At 74.6% G+C, this 16,403-nt stretch carries 14 protein-coding genes; 9 read left to right on the forward strand and 5 right to left on the reverse strand.

From position 1 onward, the window contains the following. Nucleotides 1-35: 35 nt before the first annotated feature. Nucleotides 36-839, forward strand: coding sequence for an alpha/beta fold hydrolase (locus ACFV1L_RS04000; protein ID WP_380362632.1), 804 nt, complete (start codon nucleotides 36-38; stop codon nucleotides 837-839). 79 nt (nucleotides 840-918) lie between these two features. Here ACFV1L_RS04000 and ACFV1L_RS04005 read toward each other — a convergent pair whose 3' ends face one another. The 3 genes from ACFV1L_RS04005 to mce all read right to left on the reverse strand — a co-directional run bounded on the left by ACFV1L_RS04005 (nucleotide 919) and on the right by mce (nucleotide 7,263). Next, nucleotides 919-1,848 (reverse strand): cellulose-binding protein, encoded by a 930-nt coding sequence (locus ACFV1L_RS04005; RefSeq protein ID WP_035866215.1) that lies wholly within the window; start codon nucleotides 1,846-1,848, stop codon nucleotides 919-921. A 108-nt stretch (nucleotides 1,849-1,956) separates the two neighbouring features. After that, nucleotides 1,957-6,453 carry a hypothetical protein gene (locus ACFV1L_RS04010; protein ID WP_380362634.1) on the reverse strand — a complete coding sequence of 1,499 codons (4,497 nt, stop codon included), beginning with the start codon at nucleotides 6,451-6,453 and terminating at the stop codon, nucleotides 1,957-1,959. Nucleotides 6,454-6,828: 375 nt separating this feature from the next. Next, complete coding sequence (mce, locus tag ACFV1L_RS04015; protein WP_380362636.1) at nucleotides 6,829-7,263, reverse strand: methylmalonyl-CoA epimerase; 435 nt, start codon at nucleotides 7,261-7,263, stop codon at nucleotides 6,829-6,831. A 258-nt stretch (nucleotides 7,264-7,521) separates the two neighbouring features. Between mce and ACFV1L_RS04020 the strand changes: the two genes are divergently transcribed. Both ACFV1L_RS04020 and meaB read left to right on the forward strand, forming a co-directional pair. Then, nucleotides 7,522-8,712 (forward strand): acetyl-CoA C-acetyltransferase, encoded by a 1,191-nt coding sequence (locus tag ACFV1L_RS04020; protein ID WP_380362638.1) that lies wholly within the window; start codon nucleotides 7,522-7,524, stop codon nucleotides 8,710-8,712. Between the two features lie 77 nt (nucleotides 8,713-8,789). Continuing rightward, nucleotides 8,790-9,743: a methylmalonyl Co-A mutase-associated GTPase MeaB gene (gene meaB, locus ACFV1L_RS04025; protein WP_380362639.1), complete on the forward strand. Its 954-nt coding sequence runs from the start codon at nucleotides 8,790-8,792 to the stop codon at nucleotides 9,741-9,743. 10 nt (nucleotides 9,744-9,753) lie between these two features. Here meaB and ACFV1L_RS04030 read toward each other — a convergent pair whose 3' ends face one another. Continuing rightward, nucleotides 9,754-10,269 carry a MarR family winged helix-turn-helix transcriptional regulator gene (locus ACFV1L_RS04030; RefSeq protein ID WP_380362641.1) on the reverse strand — a complete coding sequence of 172 codons (516 nt, stop codon included), beginning with the start codon at nucleotides 10,267-10,269 and terminating at the stop codon, nucleotides 9,754-9,756. 193 nt (nucleotides 10,270-10,462) lie between these two features. Between ACFV1L_RS04030 and ACFV1L_RS04035 the strand changes: the two genes are divergently transcribed. The 6 genes from ACFV1L_RS04035 to ACFV1L_RS04060 are packed head-to-tail and all read left to right on the forward strand — an operon-like array spanning nucleotide 10,463 to nucleotide 15,450. Then, nucleotides 10,463-11,455 (forward strand): MBL fold metallo-hydrolase, encoded by a 993-nt coding sequence (locus tag ACFV1L_RS04035; RefSeq protein WP_380362642.1) that lies wholly within the window; start codon nucleotides 10,463-10,465, stop codon nucleotides 11,453-11,455. Nucleotides 11,456-11,492: 37 nt separating this feature from the next. Then, entirely contained in the window at nucleotides 11,493-12,911 is a 1,419-nt protein-coding gene (locus tag ACFV1L_RS04040; protein ID WP_380362643.1) for an ATP-binding protein, read from the forward strand. Beyond that, nucleotides 12,908-13,327, forward strand: a complete 420-nt coding sequence (locus ACFV1L_RS04045; RefSeq protein ID WP_380362644.1) for a roadblock/LC7 domain-containing protein — start codon at nucleotides 12,908-12,910, stop codon at nucleotides 13,325-13,327. Before ACFV1L_RS04040 ends, ACFV1L_RS04045 begins: the two co-directional genes overlap by 4 nt. Beyond that, nucleotides 13,324-13,683: a DUF742 domain-containing protein gene (locus ACFV1L_RS04050; RefSeq protein ID WP_073814179.1), complete on the forward strand. Its 360-nt coding sequence runs from the start codon at nucleotides 13,324-13,326 to the stop codon at nucleotides 13,681-13,683. Before ACFV1L_RS04045 ends, ACFV1L_RS04050 begins: the two co-directional genes overlap by 4 nt. Then, a complete protein-coding gene (locus ACFV1L_RS04055; RefSeq protein WP_380362646.1) occupies nucleotides 13,661-14,278 on the forward strand; it encodes an ATP/GTP-binding protein in 618 nt (205 codons plus the stop codon). The genes ACFV1L_RS04050 and ACFV1L_RS04055 overlap by 23 nt, the downstream gene beginning before the upstream one ends. Then, nucleotides 14,275-15,450: a cytochrome P450 gene (locus tag ACFV1L_RS04060; protein WP_380362648.1), complete on the forward strand. Its 1,176-nt coding sequence runs from the start codon at nucleotides 14,275-14,277 to the stop codon at nucleotides 15,448-15,450. The genes ACFV1L_RS04055 and ACFV1L_RS04060 overlap by 4 nt, the downstream gene beginning before the upstream one ends. A gap of 61 nt (nucleotides 15,451-15,511) precedes the next feature. Here the strand turns inward: ACFV1L_RS04060 and ACFV1L_RS04065 are convergent, their stop codons facing one another. Next, nucleotides 15,512-16,342 carry an AIM24 family protein gene (locus ACFV1L_RS04065; protein ID WP_380362804.1) on the reverse strand — a complete coding sequence of 277 codons (831 nt, stop codon included), beginning with the start codon at nucleotides 16,340-16,342 and terminating at the stop codon, nucleotides 15,512-15,514. Nucleotides 16,343-16,403: the final 61 nt, after the last annotated feature.

Raw genomic sequence — 16,403 nt, forward strand, 5'->3', positions numbered from 1 at the left:
GTCCGGGGCGCGGCCCCGGGCCCTACGGTGGAGCCATGACCTCCCCCAGCGCGCCGGCCGTCCGCGAGAACGGCACCGGCACCCCGCTCGTCCTGCTGCACGCCTTCCCGCTCTCCGCGCGGATGTGGGAAGGACAACTGGAACGCGTACCCGGGCCCGCGGGTGACGATGCCCGGGTGGTCGCACCGGACCAGTGCGGCTTCGGCGCCGCCCCGCTCGGCGACCGGCCGCCCTCGCTGGACACCGCCGCCGACGACCTCGCCGACCTGCTGGACGAGTTGGGCATCGAACAGGCCGTGCTCGGCGGCCTGTCCATGGGCGGCTACGTGGCGATGGCCTTCGCCCGCCGCCACCCCGAACGCCTGGCCGGACTGGTCCTCGCCGACACCCGGGCGACCCCCGACACCGACGCCGTCCGCGCCAACCGCGAACGCATCGCCGCCGCCGTCCTCGAACGCGGCAGCGTCGACCTGCTGCTGGAGGAGAACACCGCGGAGAACCTGCTCGCCCCCGGCACCGACCCCGAACTCACCGACACCGTCCGGAAGATGATCGCCGAGGCCGACCCGGCCGCGGTCGCCTGGGCGCAGCGCGCGATGGCCGCCCGCCCCGACTCGCTGGAAGCCCTCGCCGCGCTGGACGTGCCCGCCGCGGTCATCGTCGGCGAACTCGACACCGTCACCCCGCTCGCCGAGGCCCGGATGATGGCGGCCGCCCTGCACGACGCCGAACTGACGGTCATTCCGGCCGTCGGCCACCTGTCCTCACTGGAAGCCCCCGAGACCTTCAACGCCGCCGTCCGGTCCTTCCTCAAGCGCCTCAAGCAGCACGGGTCCTGACGTGCCGGAAGGGCCCGGAGCGTGAAGCTCCGGGCCCTTCCGGGCAGTTCTCAGCGGGCTGCCCCGGACGGGGCCGCCGTCAGCGCGACTGCTGCGCCGGGACGCCCAGGCCGTCGTCGGTCGGCAGCGAGGCCGCGGCGACCGCCGCACCGGTCAGGGTGGCCAGCATCTCGCGGACGTTGGTCAGCTGCGCGTTGATCGAGTCGCGCCGGTTGGTGAGCGCCGCCAGCTCGCGCTCCGACTCGCTGCGGACCCGGTCGGCCTTCGCGTTGGCGTCGGCCACGATGTCCTCGGCCTGGCGCTGCGCCGTCTCGATGGTCTGCCGGGAACGGCGCTCCGCGTCGGTGCGCAGCTTCTCCGCCTCCAGGCGGAGCTGCTCGGCGCGGTGCTCGATCTCGGCGAGCCGCTTCTCCGCCTTGGCCTGACGGGCCGCCAGGTCGCGCTCGGACTGCTCCCGGCGCTTGGCCAGGTTGGTCTCGAACTCCAGCGCCGCCTGCGCGGCCTTGGTGCGGGTCTCCTCGAAGAGGGCGTCCGCCTCCTCGCGCTTGTTCTGCGCGTCCTTGTTGGCCTCGGCGCGCAGCTGCGCCGCGTCCGACTTGGCCTTGTCGACGATCCGCAGGCCTTCGTCCTCCGCCTTGGCCTTGCGGTCCTTGGCGTAGTTCTCGGCCTCGGTGCGGACCTGCTGCGCCGCGGCCTCGGCCAGCTCGCGGTGCTGCTCGGCGGCGCGGTGCGCCTCGTCGCGCAGGTCCTTGGCCTCCTCCTCGGCGAGGCGGAGGATCTTCTCGACGCGGGCGCCGAGACCGGCGTACGAGGGCTCCGCCTCGGTGACCGCCGCCTGCGCGGTCTGGGTCTCCAGGTGGAGTTCCTCGATGCGCTTCTCCAGCGCGCTGATCCGGGAGAGCGCGCTGTCTCGGTCGGCCACCAGCTTGGCGATCCGCTCGTCGACCTGGGCGCGCTCGTACCCACGGCGTACCAGGTCGAAGCCGTGCGGGGAGTGACTGTCGCTCATGGGATTTCTGGGCTTCCTGTCGTCAAACCGCTGAGATGGTTGAGGGAATCCTGACACGGTACCGGAGTGTCAACGGCGAAACGCCGTCGGTTCGCGGACAATGTCCGCTCAATCGGGTGGCGCGCCCCCGGAGCGATTGCCTCCCGATCGCGGAGAGCCCACCCCGGCACCGGCCTTGGGCCCTCCGTCCTTCTTGCTGCCCCCGTTGCTGTGGGCCGCCGGCGCGGGCGCCTCGAACGCCTCCAACGCCGACAGCACGTCCTGGACCCGAGAGATCTCGGTGTTGATGTCCTTGCGGCGGCGGACCAGTTCGTCCAACTCCCGCTGGCCCTCGTCGGTCACGCGCTTCGCCTCGGCCTTCGCCTCGGCGAGCAGCCGCTCCGCCTCCTCGGCGGCCAGCCGCAGCTGCTCCTCGGCGTCCGAACCGGCCCGGCGGATCCGCTTCTCCGACTCCTCGTCGGCGCGCCGCAGCCGGGACGCGGCCTCGTCGGCCGCCGCCTCCAGCTTCTCCTCGGACTCCATCTCGGCGGCCTTCAGCTTGGCCTCCGCCTTGATGATCAGCGCCTCGGCCCGGGTGGTGGAGTCGGCGAGCTTGTTCTCCGCCTCCTTCAGCAGCGTCTCGGCCTTGCGCACCGCCGAGATCCGCACCCGCCCGGCCTCCGCCGACGCCTCCGACGTCAGCTCCGCCGCCCGCGTCTCGGCCGCCGCGATCAGCTCCGCCGCGCGCTCCTCGGCCTCCGCGACCTGCGCCTGCGCCTGCTCCTCGGCCTCGGTCAGCTGCTCCTGAGCCGCCGTCACCAGCGCGTCCACCCGCTCGCCGGCCGACTTCATCGCCTGCGCGTTCTCCTTGCGGGCCCGCTCGTGCAGCGCCTCGATCTCGGCGTCGGTGCGCTCGCGCAGCTCCTCGGCCCGCGTCCGGATCGCGGTCGAGTCCCGGCGGGCCTCGGACAGCAGCGCGTCCGCGTCCGAACGGGCCTTCTCCACCTCGGCCTTGCCCTGCGCCTCGGCCGTCGCGACCAGCCGCTCGGCCTCCTTGCGGGCCGCCGTCACCAGGGCGTCGGCCTGCTCCTCGGCCGCCGCGGCCGCCGCCAGCGCCTCCGCCTGGGCCGACTCGGCGAGCTGCTCGGCGTCCGCGAACGCCTTCTCCAGCACCGACTTGGCCTGCTCGCGGGTCGACCGGTCGTACGCCTCCGCGCTCTCCCGCAGCTCCGCGTCGAACGCCTCGGCGCGGGCCCGGATGTCCGCGTCGAACTCCTCCGCCAGGGTGCGGGTCGCCAGCGCGTACTCCTCGGCGTCCGCCCGCAGCGCCGCGGCGCGCTCCTCCGCGTCCGCCAGCGCCGCCGCCGCCAGCTCGTCCGCCTCGGCCAGCGCGCGCTGCGCCCCGGCCTCCGCGGCGGCCCGCTGCTGCTCGGCGAACTCGGCCGCGGCCGCCTTGAGTTCCGCGGTCTCCCGCTCCGCCGCGGCGCGCAGCTCCCGGTCGAACGCGGCCGCGGACTCGCGCAGCTCGCGGTCGAACGCGGTGGCGGCCTCCCGGAGTCCGGTGGTCTCCCGGTCGGCGGTGGCCCGCAGCTCCGCGGTCTCCCGCTCGGCGGCGGCGCGCAGCTCGGCCGCCTCGCGGGCGGTGCTCTCGCGCAGCTCGGCGGTCTCCCGCTCGGCGGTGGCCCGCAGCTCCGCCACCTCCCGCTCGGCGGCGGCGCGCAGCTCGGCGATCTGCTTGGTCGCCGTCTCGTGCAGGCCGGCCACCGACTGGCGGACCTCGGCGGCGTCCTGCTCGGCCTGCGAGACCAGCTCGGCGGCCTGCGCCGCGCCCTCGGCCCGCAGCTCCTCGGAGGCCCGCGCGGCCTCCCTGCGCAGCTCGGTGCTCTCCCGGACGGCGGTGGCGCGGAGTTCCGCCACCTCCTGCTCCGCGGTGGCGCGCAGCTCGGCCGTGTCGGCGTCCGCGCGCTCGCGCAGCTCCCGGTCGTACGCGGCGGCGGCCTCGCGGAGTTCGGTGGTCTCCCGCTCGGCGGCGGCGCGGAGTTCGGCCGCCTCCTGCTCGGCGGCGGCGCGCAGCTCCGCCGTCTCGCGGTCGGCGACGGCGCGCAGTTCGGCGGTCTCCCGCTCCGCGGTGGCCCGCAGCTCCCGGTCGAAGGACTCGGCGTCCGCGCGCAGGCGGGCGGCCTCGGAGCGGTCGGCGGCGGCGTCGGCGGCCAGCGCCTCGGCCTCGGTGCGGGCGGCGGCGAGCTCCTGCTCGGCCTCGGCGCGCATCCGGTGGGCGTCCTGTGCGGCGGCCTCGCGGACCGTCGCGGCCTCGCCGTCGGCGGCCTCGCGGATCGCGGCGGCCTCGGCCAACTTCTCGGCGGTCAGCGCCTGTTCGCGCTCCAGGTCGGCGCGGGCCGCCTCGCGGGCGGCGGTCGCCTCGTCGCGCAGCGCCTGTGCGGCGGCCTCGGCCTGCTCGGCGAGCGCGCGGGCGGCCTCCTCGGCCTCGGCGCGCACGGCCCGGGCGGCCTCCTCGGCCCGGCCGCGGTGCTGCTCGGCCCACTGCGCGGCCTCCGCGCGGACGGCCTCGGCAGCGGCGTCGGCGTCGGCCCGGACCGCGCCGGCGGCCGCGTCGGCCTCCGCGCGGAGAGCGGCGGCGGCGGCCTCGGCCTGCTCGCGGGTCTGCGCGGCGTCCCGGGCGGCGGCGGCCCGCTGCTCCTCGGCGGCGGCCTCGGCGGCGGCCAGCAGTTCGTCGCGGGCGGCGGTGGCGGAGGCGGTGAGCTTCTCGGCCTCGGCGCGCGCCCTGGTCAGGGTCTGCTCGGCCCGGCCCTGGACGGCGGCGGCCTGCTCGCGGGTCTCGGCGCGCAGCCGTTCGACCTCTTCGGCGGCGCCGGAGCGCAGCGCGTCCGCGTCGGTCTTGGCGCCGGTCAGCAGCTCCTCGGCCTGCTTCGCGGCCTCCTCGATCTGGACGGCGGCCTGCCGGCGGGCCTCGGCGCGCACCCGTTCGGCCTCGGCCTCGGCGGCGGAGCGCTGCTCCTCGGCCTGCTCGCGGGCCTGGGCGGCCTCGGCCTGCATCCGCTCCAGCTGCTCGCGGATCGAGGCGGCGTCCTCCATGGCGGCGTTCTGCGCCTGCTCGACGGCCTCGCGGGCCTGCTCCAGCAGCGTGCCGGCCTCGGACTTGGCGTGCTCGACCAGCCGTTCGGCCTCGGCGGCGGCCTCGCCGCGGGTGGCCTCGGCGTCGGTGGTCGCGCGGGCGAGCACCTCCTCGGCCTGCTTGGCGGCCCGGGCCAGGCGGAGCGCGGCGTCCTTGGCGCCTTCGGCGCGGCCGGCCTCCTCGGCCTCGGCGCGCAGCCGCTCGGCGTCGGCGGCGGCCTGTTCGCGCAGCTCGGCGGCCTTGCGCTCGGCGGCGGCCCAGTGCTCGGCGATCTCCTTCTCGGCGTCCGCGCGCAGCTCGTTGGCGACCGACTCGGCGGCGCTGCGCAGGCGTTCGCTCTCCTCGGCGGCGGCGGCCTTGGCGGCGTCGGCCTCGGCCTGGGCGGTGGAGGCGGCGGCCTTGATCAGCTCGGCCTCGCGGGTGGCGGCGGCCACCATCTTGGCGATCTCGGCCTTGGCGGTCTGCGAGCGCTGTTCGCTGGCGGCGGTGCCGTCGGCGACCTTCCGCTCGGCCTCGGCGGCGGCCTCGGCCTGGAGGCGTTCGGCGGCGGCGAGGGCCTCCTCGCGCATCCGGGCGGCCTCGCTGCGGGCCCGCTCGGCCTCGGCGAGGGCTTCGGCGCGCAGCCGCTCTATCTCGGTCTGGGCTCCGACCAGGGCGGCTTCGGCGCGCTCCTGGTCGGCGCGGGCCTGGGCCTTGAGTGCGGTGATCTCGGCCTCGGCGGCGGCGAGCTGCTGCTGGGCGGCGGCGTGCGCCTCGGCGAGCTGCTGCTGGGCGGCGGCGGTGAGGGCGACGCGTTGTTCCTCGGCCTGGGCGCCGGTCTGCTGGGCCTGCTCGGAGGCGGCGCGCAGCAGGCGTTCGGCGTCGGACTGGGCGCGCAGCAGCGCTTCCTCGGCGCGGGCCTGGGCCTCGCCGCGGGCGGCGTCGACGTCGGCGGCGGTCTGGGCGCGGGCCTGGTCGGCGAGCGCGGCGGCCTCGGCGCGGACGGCGGCCATCATCCGCTCGGCCTCGGCGCGGGCCTCCTGGAGCAGGCGCTGCGCCTCCTGCTCGGTTCCGGCGCGGGTCTGCTCCGCCCAGTTGACGTTCTCGTTGACGTGGCGTTCGGCGGCGGCGCGGAACTCGGCGAGCTCCTCCTCCAGCCGGCGGCGCCGGGCGTTGAACTCGGCCTCCAGCTGGGCGGTGCGCTCGGCGGCCTCCGCCATCATCCGCTGGGTCGCGGCCTGGGATTCGCGGAGTTGGCGTTCGGCGTCGGCGCGCAGCGCCTCGGCCTGCATCTCGGCGTTGCGCAGGACCTGCTCGGCCTGGCCGGAGACGGAGTCGAAGGCGCGCGGCTGCGCGAGCTGCCGGCGGGCCTCGTGGAGCTTGGCCCGCAGCACCTCCACCTGGTAGGCGAGGTCGTCGGCGTGCTCGATGGTCTTGTCCCGCTCCTTGCGGGCCTTCTCCAGCTCGGCCTCGAACTTGGAGAGGTGATCCTCAACGCGGTCGTAGCCCCGCACTCCGCGGTCCCATCCATCTCCTGGTCGCGTCCTCGACCGGGGCCGCTCCGCTCCCTGGCCGTGCCCGGGGTCGGACCGGTCGGTCCTTGCAATCGCTCCGCCGTCCGGGTGGACTCCTGAGCGAACTGTTGCCTCTGGAGAATGGTGACAGATCCGAACGGCGACCGTTCGGCCGTGCCCGCGTCGTGGACTCCCCTGCGGTGCGCGGACCGGAGGTACCGGCGCACCTGGGCATTGTAGTGGGAGCCGTGACGGGGGGAATGGGGGCGAGGTCCTTTTCGGAAGTTACCGGCCAGTTTGTTACCGCTTCGTCGAAACCGGCCCGGCTCCGGTCGGACCCGTACCGGCCCCGGTCGGGGCCCGTACGGTCCGCGGTCAGTGCTCGCCCGGCTCCGCGCCGGTGACCAGCTCGGTCAGCACGCCGCCGCAGTCCTTCGGGTGCAGGAAGGTGATCCGGGAGCCCATCGAGCCGCGCCGCGGCTCGTCGTACAGCACCCGCACGCCCTTCGACCGGATCTCGGCGGCGTCGCCGTCCACGTCGGCGGTGCCGAAGGCGATGTGGTGCACGCCCTCGCCGTTCTTCGCCAGCCACTTGGCGACCGTCGAGTCGTCCCGGGTGGGCTCCAGCAGCTGGAGGTAGGAGGCGGCGCCGTCGCCGGTGTCGTTGATCTTCAGCATGGCCTCGCGGACGCCCTGCTCCTCGTTGACCTCGGAGTGGAACACCTCGAAGCCGTACGTGGACCGGTAGAACTCGACGGTCCGGTCCAGGTCGAAGCAGGCGATGCCGATGTGGTCGATGCGGGTCAGCACGGAGAACCTCCGAGGGCGGGGCCGGGACGGGGACGGCACCCAGTGCAGCGCATCGGCCGAGCCGGGCGCCAGCAGCGCGCCTTGCGAGTCTGCTCACACCGAAGTCCCGCCGGTGGAACTTCCCGCAACTGACACGGTGTTCACTGGAAGGTGCCAGTAGCGCTGATCACATCCTCGCGGCGGTGACGCGGCGGTGACCGATCAGTACATTGACCGCATCCCCATACCCTCTGGTCCGACGCGCGAAGGGGCTCGTCCATGACTACTTCTGTGATCGTCGCAGGTGCGCGCACGCCGATGGGCCGGCTGCTCGGCTCGTTGAAGGGCTTCTCCGGCGCCGAGCTGGGCGGCTTCGCGATCAAGGCGGCGCTGGAGCGGGCCGGCGTCTCCGGCGACCAGGTCCAGTACGTGATCATGGGCCAGGTGCTGCAGGCCGGCGCGGGCCAGATCCCGGCGCGGCAGGCCGCGGTGAAGGCCGGCATCCCGATGAACGTCCCGGCGCTCACCATCAACAAGGTGTGCCTGTCCGGCCTGGACGCCATCGCGCTGGCCGACCAGCTGATCCGGGCCGGCGAGTTCGACATCGTGGTGGCCGGCGGCCAGGAGTCGATGACCAACGCGCCGCACCTGCTGCCGAAGTCCCGCGAGGGCTTCAAGTACGGCGCGATCGAGATGCTCGACGCGATGGCCCACGACGGCCTGACCGACGCCTACGAGAACATCCCGATGGGCGAGTCGACCGAGAAGCACAACACCCGGCTCGGCATCGGCCGCGAGGTGCAGGACGCCATCGCCGCCGCCTCCCACCAGCGCGCCGCCAAGGCCCAGGCCGACGGCGTGTTCGAGGCGGAGATCGTCCCGGTGGCGATCCCGCAGCGCAAGGGCGAGCCGGTGCTGTTCAGCCAGGACGAGGGCATCCGCGCCGACACCACCGTCGAGGGCCTGGCCAAGCTGCGCCCGGCCTTCGCCAAGGACGGCACGATCACGGCCGGCACCTCCTCGCAGATCTCCGACGGCGCCGCCGCGGTCGTGGTGATGAGCAAGGCCAAGGCCGAGGAGCTGGGCCTGAGCTGGATCGCCGAGATCGGCGCGCACGGCAACGTCGCGGGCCCGGACAACTCGCTGCAGTCGCAGCCGTCCAACGCGATCAAGCACGCCCTCGCCAAGGAGGGCCTGGAGGTCGCCGACCTCGACCTGATCGAGATCAACGAGGCGTTCGCCGCCGTCGCCCACCAGTCGATGAAGGACCTGGGCGTCAGCGACGAGATCGTCAACGTCAACGGCGGCGCGATCGCGCTCGGCCACCCGATCGGCATGTCCGGCGCCCGCGTGGTGCTGCACCTGGCGCTGGAGCTGCAGCGCCGCGGCGGCGGCGTCGGCGCGGCCGCGCTGTGCGGCGGCGGCGGCCAGGGCGACGCGCTGATCGTCAAGGTCCCCGCGCAGGGCTGACCGTTCGTCACGTCCCCGCGGGGCGGCGCACCGCCGCCCCGCGGGGCATCCGTCTTTCTGCTGCGAGGAGCAACCCGATGGCCGATGTGGCGACGCTGGTCGAGCAGGCCCGGCAGGGCCGCCCCCGGGCGGTGGCCCGGCTGATCACCCTGGTGGAGAACGCCGCCCCGGAGCTGCGCGAGGTGATGGCCGCGCTGGCCCCGTACAGCGGGCGCGCGTACACGGTGGGCCTGACCGGCTCGCCCGGGGTGGGCAAGTCCACCTCGACCTCCGCGCTGGTGACCGCCTACCGCAGGCTCGGCAAGCGGGTCGGGGTGCTCGCCGTCGACCCGTCCTCGCCGTTCTCCGGCGGGGCGCTGCTCGGCGACCGGGTGCGGATGCAGGAGCACGCCACCGACCCGGAGGTGTTCATCCGCTCGATGGCCACCCGCGGCCACCTCGGCGGCCTGTCCTGGGCGGCCCCGCAGGCGCTGCGGGTGCTGGACGGGGCGGGCTGCGACGTGATCCTGGTGGAGACCGTCGGCGTCGGCCAGTCCGAGGTGGAGATCGCCGCGCAGGCCGACACCTCGGTGGTGCTGCTCGCGCCGGGCATGGGCGACGGCATCCAGGCCGCCAAGGCGGGCATCCTGGAGATCGGCGACGTGTTCGTGGTCAACAAGGCCGACCGGGACGGCGCGGACGCCACCGCCCGCGAGCTGAACCACATGCTGGGCCTGGGGGAGTCCCGGCAGCCCGGCGACTGGCGGCCGCCGATCGTGAAGACCGTGGCCGCCCGCGGCGAGGGCGTGGACGAGCTGGTCGAGGCGCTGGAGAAGCACCACGGCTGGCTGGCCGAGACCGGCGAGCTCGCCGCCCGGCGGCGGCGCCGGGCCGCCCAGGAGGTCGAGGCGATCACGCTGGCCGCGCTGCGCGCCCGGATCGGCGACCTGCGCGGCGACCGGCACCTGGACGCGCTGGCCGGCCAGGTCGCCGAGGGCACCCTCGACCCCTACTCCGCCGCCGACCGGCTGGTCGCCGAACTGACCGGCTGAGCGGGGCGGTTCAGCTCCGGCCGCGCAGCGCCCGCAGGTGCTCGACGATCGGGGCGAGGGCGCTGTACATGGCGTCCAGCTGCTCGTCGGTCAGGCGGTCGACGAAGTGCTCGCGGACGCTGCGCACGTGGTCGGGGGCGACCTTGCGCAGCGTCTCCCAGCCGAGGTCGGTCAGGTGCGCGTAGAGGCCGCGGCGGTCGCCGGGGCACTCCTGGCGCAGCACCAGGCCCGCCGCCTCCATCCGGGTGATCTGGTGGGAGAGGCGGCTCTTGGACTGCAGGGTGGCGGTGGCCAGGTCGGTCATCCGCATCCGGCGCTCGGGCGACTCGGAGAGCACCACCAGGATCTCGTAGTCGTTGATGGCGAGGTTGTGGGCCTGCAGCTCCCGGCTCAGCTGGTGTTCGAGCAGCTTCCCGACCTCCAGGTGGGCGCGCCAGAACCGCTGCTCACGGGCGTCGAGCCACGGGACCTCCTCCTCCGGGCGGGAGGAGGGGACCGCAGGCGCTTCGGTCACAGGAGTATCCATGGCACCGAGTATACGACATTGTTCAATGTTGTACGAGTTCACAACCGGCGGCCGGGGGTAAAGGTCCGCCCCCGGTCGGAGCGATCGCTCCGTATCCGCACAACCGCCTTCCCGCCTGGCCGAATTGAAACGGGCATGCTCAATTTGCGGGGTGCAGTCGGATGGTGACGGCATGTTAGGCATAATCGCGCCCATGACGACGCGGACCGCGAACTTCCATTCGATAGCCGACGGCGTGTACGCCTGGCAGCCGCAGCAGCGCGGATGGGGCCTGGCCAATTGCGGCCTGGTCGCGTCCGACACCACCGCGCTGTGGATCGACACCCCGTACGACCGGAAGCTGGCCGGCCAGTTCCTGGACCGCACCCGCGCCGTGCTCCGCAAGGGCGTCACCGTCGACCGCATCGTCGTCACCCACGCCAACGGCGACCACATGTGGGGCGCCGGCGTCCTGCCCGACGCCGAACTCATCACCACCCACGAGGCGCTGCACCACATCGCCTACGAGCCCACCCCCGAGCAGCAGCACTCCCTGCTGAAGACCCTCGACCCGGCCAGCGACACCGGCTCCTACCTGCACGAGCACTTCGGCTGCTTCGACTGGTCCGACACCCCGGCGATCCGGCCCGACACCGTGTTCACCGGCGAACTCGAACTCCGCGTCGGCGACATCCCGGTCCAGGTCAGCAGCCTCCCGCCGGCCCACACCAGCGGCGACCTGATCGTCCACCTGCCCACCCGCTCCACCGTGTTCACCGGCGACATCGTGTTCGGCTCCACCGCCACCCAGCCCGGCGACCACCCCGTGCACTGGGCCGGCCCGCTCGGCAACGTCATCGCCGCCGTCGAACGCGTCCTCGCCACCGGCGCCGAGACGATCGTCCCCGGCCACGGCCCGCTGCTCACCCGCTACGACCTGCGCGCCCACGCCGAGTACCTCGGCCACGTCCGCGACCGCGCGCACGCCCTGCACGCCGCCGGCGTCCCGGTCGCCGAGGCCGCGCAGACCGTCATCGACGAACGGCGCTACCCCGAACTCGGCCTGCCCGAACGCCTGCTGGTCACCCTCGCCACCGAGTACCGGCACCTCGACGGCAGCGAGCCGCCCGCCATGCTGGAGGTCTTCGGCCGGATGGCCGGCCTCGCCCGGCAGCACGGCGCCGAGAACGCCGCCAGCACCGTCTGACCCCCCGACCCGCGACGACGACACCCCCGAGGACCCCATGGTCGTGATCGTGCTCGCCCTGCTGGCCGGCGCCGCCCTGACCGCAGGACCGCTGCTGTGGTCCGCCCGGCGCGCCGCCCACACCGCCCGCGCCGCCGAACAGCGCGCCGCCGACGCCGAGCAGCGCTGCGCCGACGCCGAACGCCGCGCCGCCGACGCCGACAACCGGGCCCGCACCGCCACCGCCCGCGCCGACGCCGCCGAGGACCGCGCCCACGGCGCCGAGACCGAGGCCCGCGCCGCCGAGGCCCACCGCACCGTCGCCGACGCCCGGTACGCCGCCGCCGTGCGCGAACTCGGCCACCTCGCGCACGAGCGGCTCCCCGCCGCCGCCACCGCGCTCAACCACCCCAGGACGCCCGTCCCCGGACCGCTCGACACCACCGGCGGCACCGACGAACTCCACCACGCCCTGGACACCGCGCTCACCGCCGCAGTCCGGGCCGTGCTCGCCGAACGCGAGCGCACCGACGCCGCCGCCCGGGCCGCCCTGCGCGGCGCCGCCTCCAAGATCCAGGCCCTGCTGATCCAGGTCCGCTCGCTGCTGGAGGAGATCCAGCTCAGCGTCGACGACCCGCGCCTGCTGGCCCTCGACTTCCGCAACGAACTGACGCTGCGCCGGGTCCAGTCCCTCGCGGTGCTCTCCGGCGCCTGGCCCGGCATGACCCGGGAGGACTCGCCGCTCGCCGAACTCTGCGTCGGCGCGCAGTCCCGGGTGGCCGGCTACGCCCGCATCGAGATCACCAACCACCTGCGCGAACCCCGCCTCGCGGTGGCCGCCCGGGCCGCCGAGCCCGTCGCCATCGCCCTCGCCGAGATCCTCGGCAACGCCACCGCCTACTCCCACCCCGAGACCCGGGTCGTGGTCTCCATCGAACAGGGCAGCGCCGGCGCCCTGGTGGTGGTCGACGACATGGGCGTCGGCATGGAACCCGACCAGCTGGAACGGGCCGGCGACCTGCTCGACGGCCAGGCCGAGGTCCTGCTCACCGAACTCGGCGACCCGCCGCAGGCCGGCTTCGCCGTCGTCGGCCTGCTCTGCCGGCAGTTCGGCTTCGGCTGCCGGGTCGAGCCGTCCCCCTACGGCGGCGTCCGGGCGATCCTCCGGCTGCCCGCCGACCTGCTCACCCTCACCGACCCGGCCGCCCCGCTCTCCGCGCTCGCCCCCCGCCCGATCACCCAGACCACACCGGTGTTCGACGCGGGCGACGCGCTGCCCACCCGCAAGCGCCGCAGCCCGCGCGTCCCGCAGCAGGACGCGCCGTCCCCCCTCCCGTCCCCGGCGGGCAGCACCCCCGACCGGGCCCGCTCCGCATGGTCCGCCCTGCAGTCCGGCACGCTCGCCGGACGCAGCGCCGCCCACCTGAGCCCGGGCCCCGAAGGACCCGCCGCACCCGAAGGAGTCGAAACCCCGTGACCGCCCAGCTCCGCCGCCACACCGAGGACCTCTCCTGGGTCCTCACCCCGCTGCTCGACCTGCCCGGTGTGCAGAACGCCGTCATCGCCACCGGCGACGGCCTGGTCACCGGCCACTCCGCCGACCTCGGCCGGGACAACGCCGACCGGGTCGCCGCGATGACCGCCTCGCTGCACGCCGCCGCCCGCGCCTTCACCGTCGCCTTCACCGAGGCCGAGCAGGTCCGGCTCACCCAGACCGTCGTCGAGTCCGACCTCGGCTACGCCGTCGTCACCCCCGCCGGCGCCAACTCCTCGCTCGCGGTGTTCGCCGTCCCCGGCGCCGACCTCGGCACCATCGCCTACCAGATGCAGGTCCAGGTCGCCGCCCTCGCCAGAGCACTCGCCAGCCCCGCCCGGGAGGCGAGCGGGACATGACCACACCCAGCGGGCCCCGCCGCCGGCTCGTCCCGGCCTACCTGGCCACCCAGGGCCGCGAACTCGCCCCCGGCCGGCACAGCCTGGACCGGCTCAGCATCCTGCACGCCGCCGCCGACCTCCCGGCCGGCCTCGGCGGCGAACACCGCCAGTTATGGGAGCTCGTCCGCCCCGGCGCCCTGACCGTCGCCGAGGCGGCCGCCCACCTGCGGCTCCCGGTCAGCGCGACGGTCTTCATCGCCGCCGACCTGGCCGAGCGCGGCGCCCTCAAGGTGCGCGCGCCGATCCCCTCCGCCCAGCCGGTCAACCGGGACCTCGCCGAAAGGCTCCTCAGTGGACTTCGCGCCCTCAAGTAGCACGGGCAGCAGCCCGGTGTACCTGCCCGCCACCGACCCGATCCTGATGAAACTCATGGTCACCGGGCCGTTCGGGGTCGGGAAGACCACCTTCGTGCGCTCGCTGTCGGAGATCCCGACGCTGCACACCGAGGAGACCATGACCGCCCAGGGAATCCCGGTCGACGACACCGCCCGGATCCCCGGCAAGACCGCCACCACCGTCGCCGTCGACTTCGGACGGCTCACCCTGCCCGGCGGCGACCTCGTCCTCTACCTCTTCGGCACCCCCGGCCAGCGCCGCTTCCTCCCGCTCTGGGAGGACCTCGCCCGCGGCGCCCTCGGCGCCCTGATCCTCGCCGACACCCGCCGGCTCGCCGACGCCTTCGACGCGATGGACCTCATCGAGGAGGCCGGCCTGCCCTACGCCGTCGCCGTCAACCGCTTCCCCGACACCCCGCCGATCGAACTCGACCGGATCCGCGCCGCGCTCGACCTCGACCCCGCGACCCCGCTGATCGAGTGCGACGCCAGGGAACGCGAAGGCTGCCTGGACGCCCTGATCGCCCTCACCGAGCACGTCCTGGACCGCCTCCCCCAGGAGACCGCCCCATGACCCGCACCGCCCTCTACGGCCCGCAGTTCGCCGCCCGGCCGCACGCCCACTACGCCCGGCTGCGCGACCGCGGACCGCTCGCCCCGGTCGAACTCGCCCCCGGCATCGACGCCTGGCTGGTCACCGACTACCACGTCGCCCTGGAGATCCTCCGCGACACCGACACCTGGACCCGCGACCCGCGCGCCTGGCAGGCCACCCAGCCCGCCGACTCGCCGATCCTGCCGATGATGGGCTGGCGCCCCACCGCGCTGTTCTCCGACGGCGCCGCGCACGCCCGCTACCGGCAGGTCATCGCCGACAGCATCGGCATCCTCGAACCGCACCTGCTGCAGCGCGACACCACCGCCGTCGCCGAACAGCTCATCGCCGAGTTCGCCGGCACCGGCAAGGCCGACCTGCTCGGCCAGTACGCCTACCGCGTCCCGCTGCTGATCCTCACCTCCTGGTACGGCATCCCCGACCAGGACATCGACCGGATCAGCTCGGCGATCTACCGCTCCTTCGAGTCCTCCACCGGCGCCGCCGCCGCGTACGCCGACCTGGTCGCCGTCATCACCGGCCTGGTCGCCGAGCGCCGCACCGCGCCCCGGCACGACCTGATCTCCGCCTTCCTCAACCACCCGGCGCGACTCGCCGACGAGGAGGTCGTCCGGCACATCACCCTGACCCTGATGGCCGGCCACGAGCCCACCGCCAACCTCACCGCCAACGCGCTGCTGCGGATGCTCTCCGACGACCGCTACGCCGGCTCGCTGCACAGCGGCGCGATGACCGCGCACGACGCGGTCAACGAGGTGCTCTGGAACGACCCCCCGCTGTCCAACTTCGCCCCGCACTACGCACGGCGGAACATCGTCTTCCACGGCACCGCGCTCGGGCCCGACCAGCCGGTGCTGGTGTCCTACGCCTCCGCGAACGCGCAGGCCGCGCTGCCCGCGAACGAGAGCGAGTCGCTCGGCGGCTCCTACGCGCACCTGGCCTGGGGCGCCGGCCCGCACCGCTGCCCCGCCCGGCAGCCCGCCGTGCTGATGGCCGTCACGGCGATCGAGTACCTGATCAGCCGCCTCACCGACCTCCGGCTCGCCGTCCCGGCGGACGAGATCCTCTGGCGCCCCGGCCCGGTGCACCGGGCCCTGGTCTCGCTGCCGGTGACGTTCACGGCGCTGTAGGGGACGAAGACAGGGGCGCGCGGGGACGGGACGGGCCCCACGCGCCCCTGGTGGCGCGCCCCTACAGTCCGAACCGGCGGCCGAGGTCCCCCAGGTTGCCCAGGTTGCCGAGGCCCGGGACGGCCTGGGTGGGCTGCTGGTGGGGGACCCCCGACTGTTCGCCGACGACGCCGACGGACCTCTCGGCCATCAGGGTCTCCGAGGACTGCATCAGCACCTGGCCGGCGCCGATGAACTCGTACTGGTGCTCCTCGCCGCTCGCGCCGCCGATCCCGGTCAGGTGCCGGATGCCGCCGAGGACGCCGTGCAGGTAGCTGTGGTCGTAGTGGTGGCAGGGGGCGGGGCAGTCGGCCCAGCCGACCAGGGCCTGCGGGTCGACCCGGATCGGGGGTTCGACGAAGTGCACGGGGCCGTTGGACGCGGCGACGAACTTGCCGGTGCCGATCAGGGTGAGGAACCCGGGGATGATCGACTGCTTGAGCCGCAGGCTGGGTTCGAAGGCCAGCAGGTTGCCCGAACGGACCGTCAGGTTGCCGTCCTCCAGGTCGTACGAGTTGAGGTCGTAGGCCCGGTCGGCGAGCAGCAGCTTGCCGCGGCCCTCGGCGACGACCCAGTCGGAGGCGTGCAGCGGGGAGTTGAAGTTCTGTTCGAGGACCCGGTCGAGGGCGCCGCGGCCGATCCCGGAGAAGCGCATCTCGCCGTAGTAGGCGATCATCTTCCCCTTCTGCAGGTAGTACGCGCCGTTCAGGTCGACCGAGAAGCAGTACGGGTTGACGTTGTCGTCGGCGGGCAGCGAGTGCGGGTCCCAGACCTGCGGGCCCTCGCCGCCGGGGGCCTGCAGCAGCGGCGCCCCGAACTGCCCGGCCGGCGGCGGGACCTGCGGGGCCGGCATGCCGACCTGGGTGGCCTGGTACGACTGCTGGTACTGCTGCTGGGAGTAGCCGGGCGGCGGG

The sequence above is a fragment of the Kitasatospora sp. NPDC059646 genome, assembly GCF_042734615.1.
Classification (GTDB): domain Bacteria; phylum Actinomycetota; class Actinomycetes; order Streptomycetales; family Streptomycetaceae; genus Kitasatospora.

Bases quoted from the DNA above. Each gene is read 5' to 3' on its own strand.
- ACFV1L_RS04060 (WP_380362648.1), top strand. From the start codon at position 14,275: ATGACCCGCACCGCCCTCTACGGCCCGCAGTTCGCCGCCCGGCCGCAC.
- ACFV1L_RS04035 (WP_380362642.1), top strand. From the start codon at position 10,463: ATGACGACGCGGACCGCGAACTTCCATTCGATAGCCGACGGCGTGTAC.
- ACFV1L_RS04020 (WP_380362638.1), top strand. From the start codon at position 7,522: ATGACTACTTCTGTGATCGTCGCAGGTGCGCGCACGCCGATGGGCCGG.
- ACFV1L_RS04000 (WP_380362632.1), top strand. From the start codon at position 36: ATGACCTCCCCCAGCGCGCCGGCCGTCCGCGAGAACGGCACCGGCACC.
- ACFV1L_RS04040 (WP_380362643.1), top strand. From the start codon at position 11,493: ATGGTCGTGATCGTGCTCGCCCTGCTGGCCGGCGCCGCCCTGACCGCA.
- ACFV1L_RS04065 (WP_380362804.1), bottom strand. From the start codon at position 16,342: ATGCCGGCCCCGCAGGTCCCGCCGCCGGCCGGGCAGTTCGGGGCGCCG.
- ACFV1L_RS04050 (WP_073814179.1), top strand. From the start codon at position 13,324: ATGACCACACCCAGCGGGCCCCGCCGCCGGCTCGTCCCGGCCTACCTG.
- ACFV1L_RS04005 (WP_035866215.1), bottom strand. From the start codon at position 1,848: ATGAGCGACAGTCACTCCCCGCACGGCTTCGACCTGGTACGCCGTGGG.
- meaB (WP_380362639.1), top strand. From the start codon at position 8,790: ATGGCCGATGTGGCGACGCTGGTCGAGCAGGCCCGGCAGGGCCGCCCC.
- ACFV1L_RS04030 (WP_380362641.1), bottom strand. From the start codon at position 10,269: ATGGATACTCCTGTGACCGAAGCGCCTGCGGTCCCCTCCTCCCGCCCG.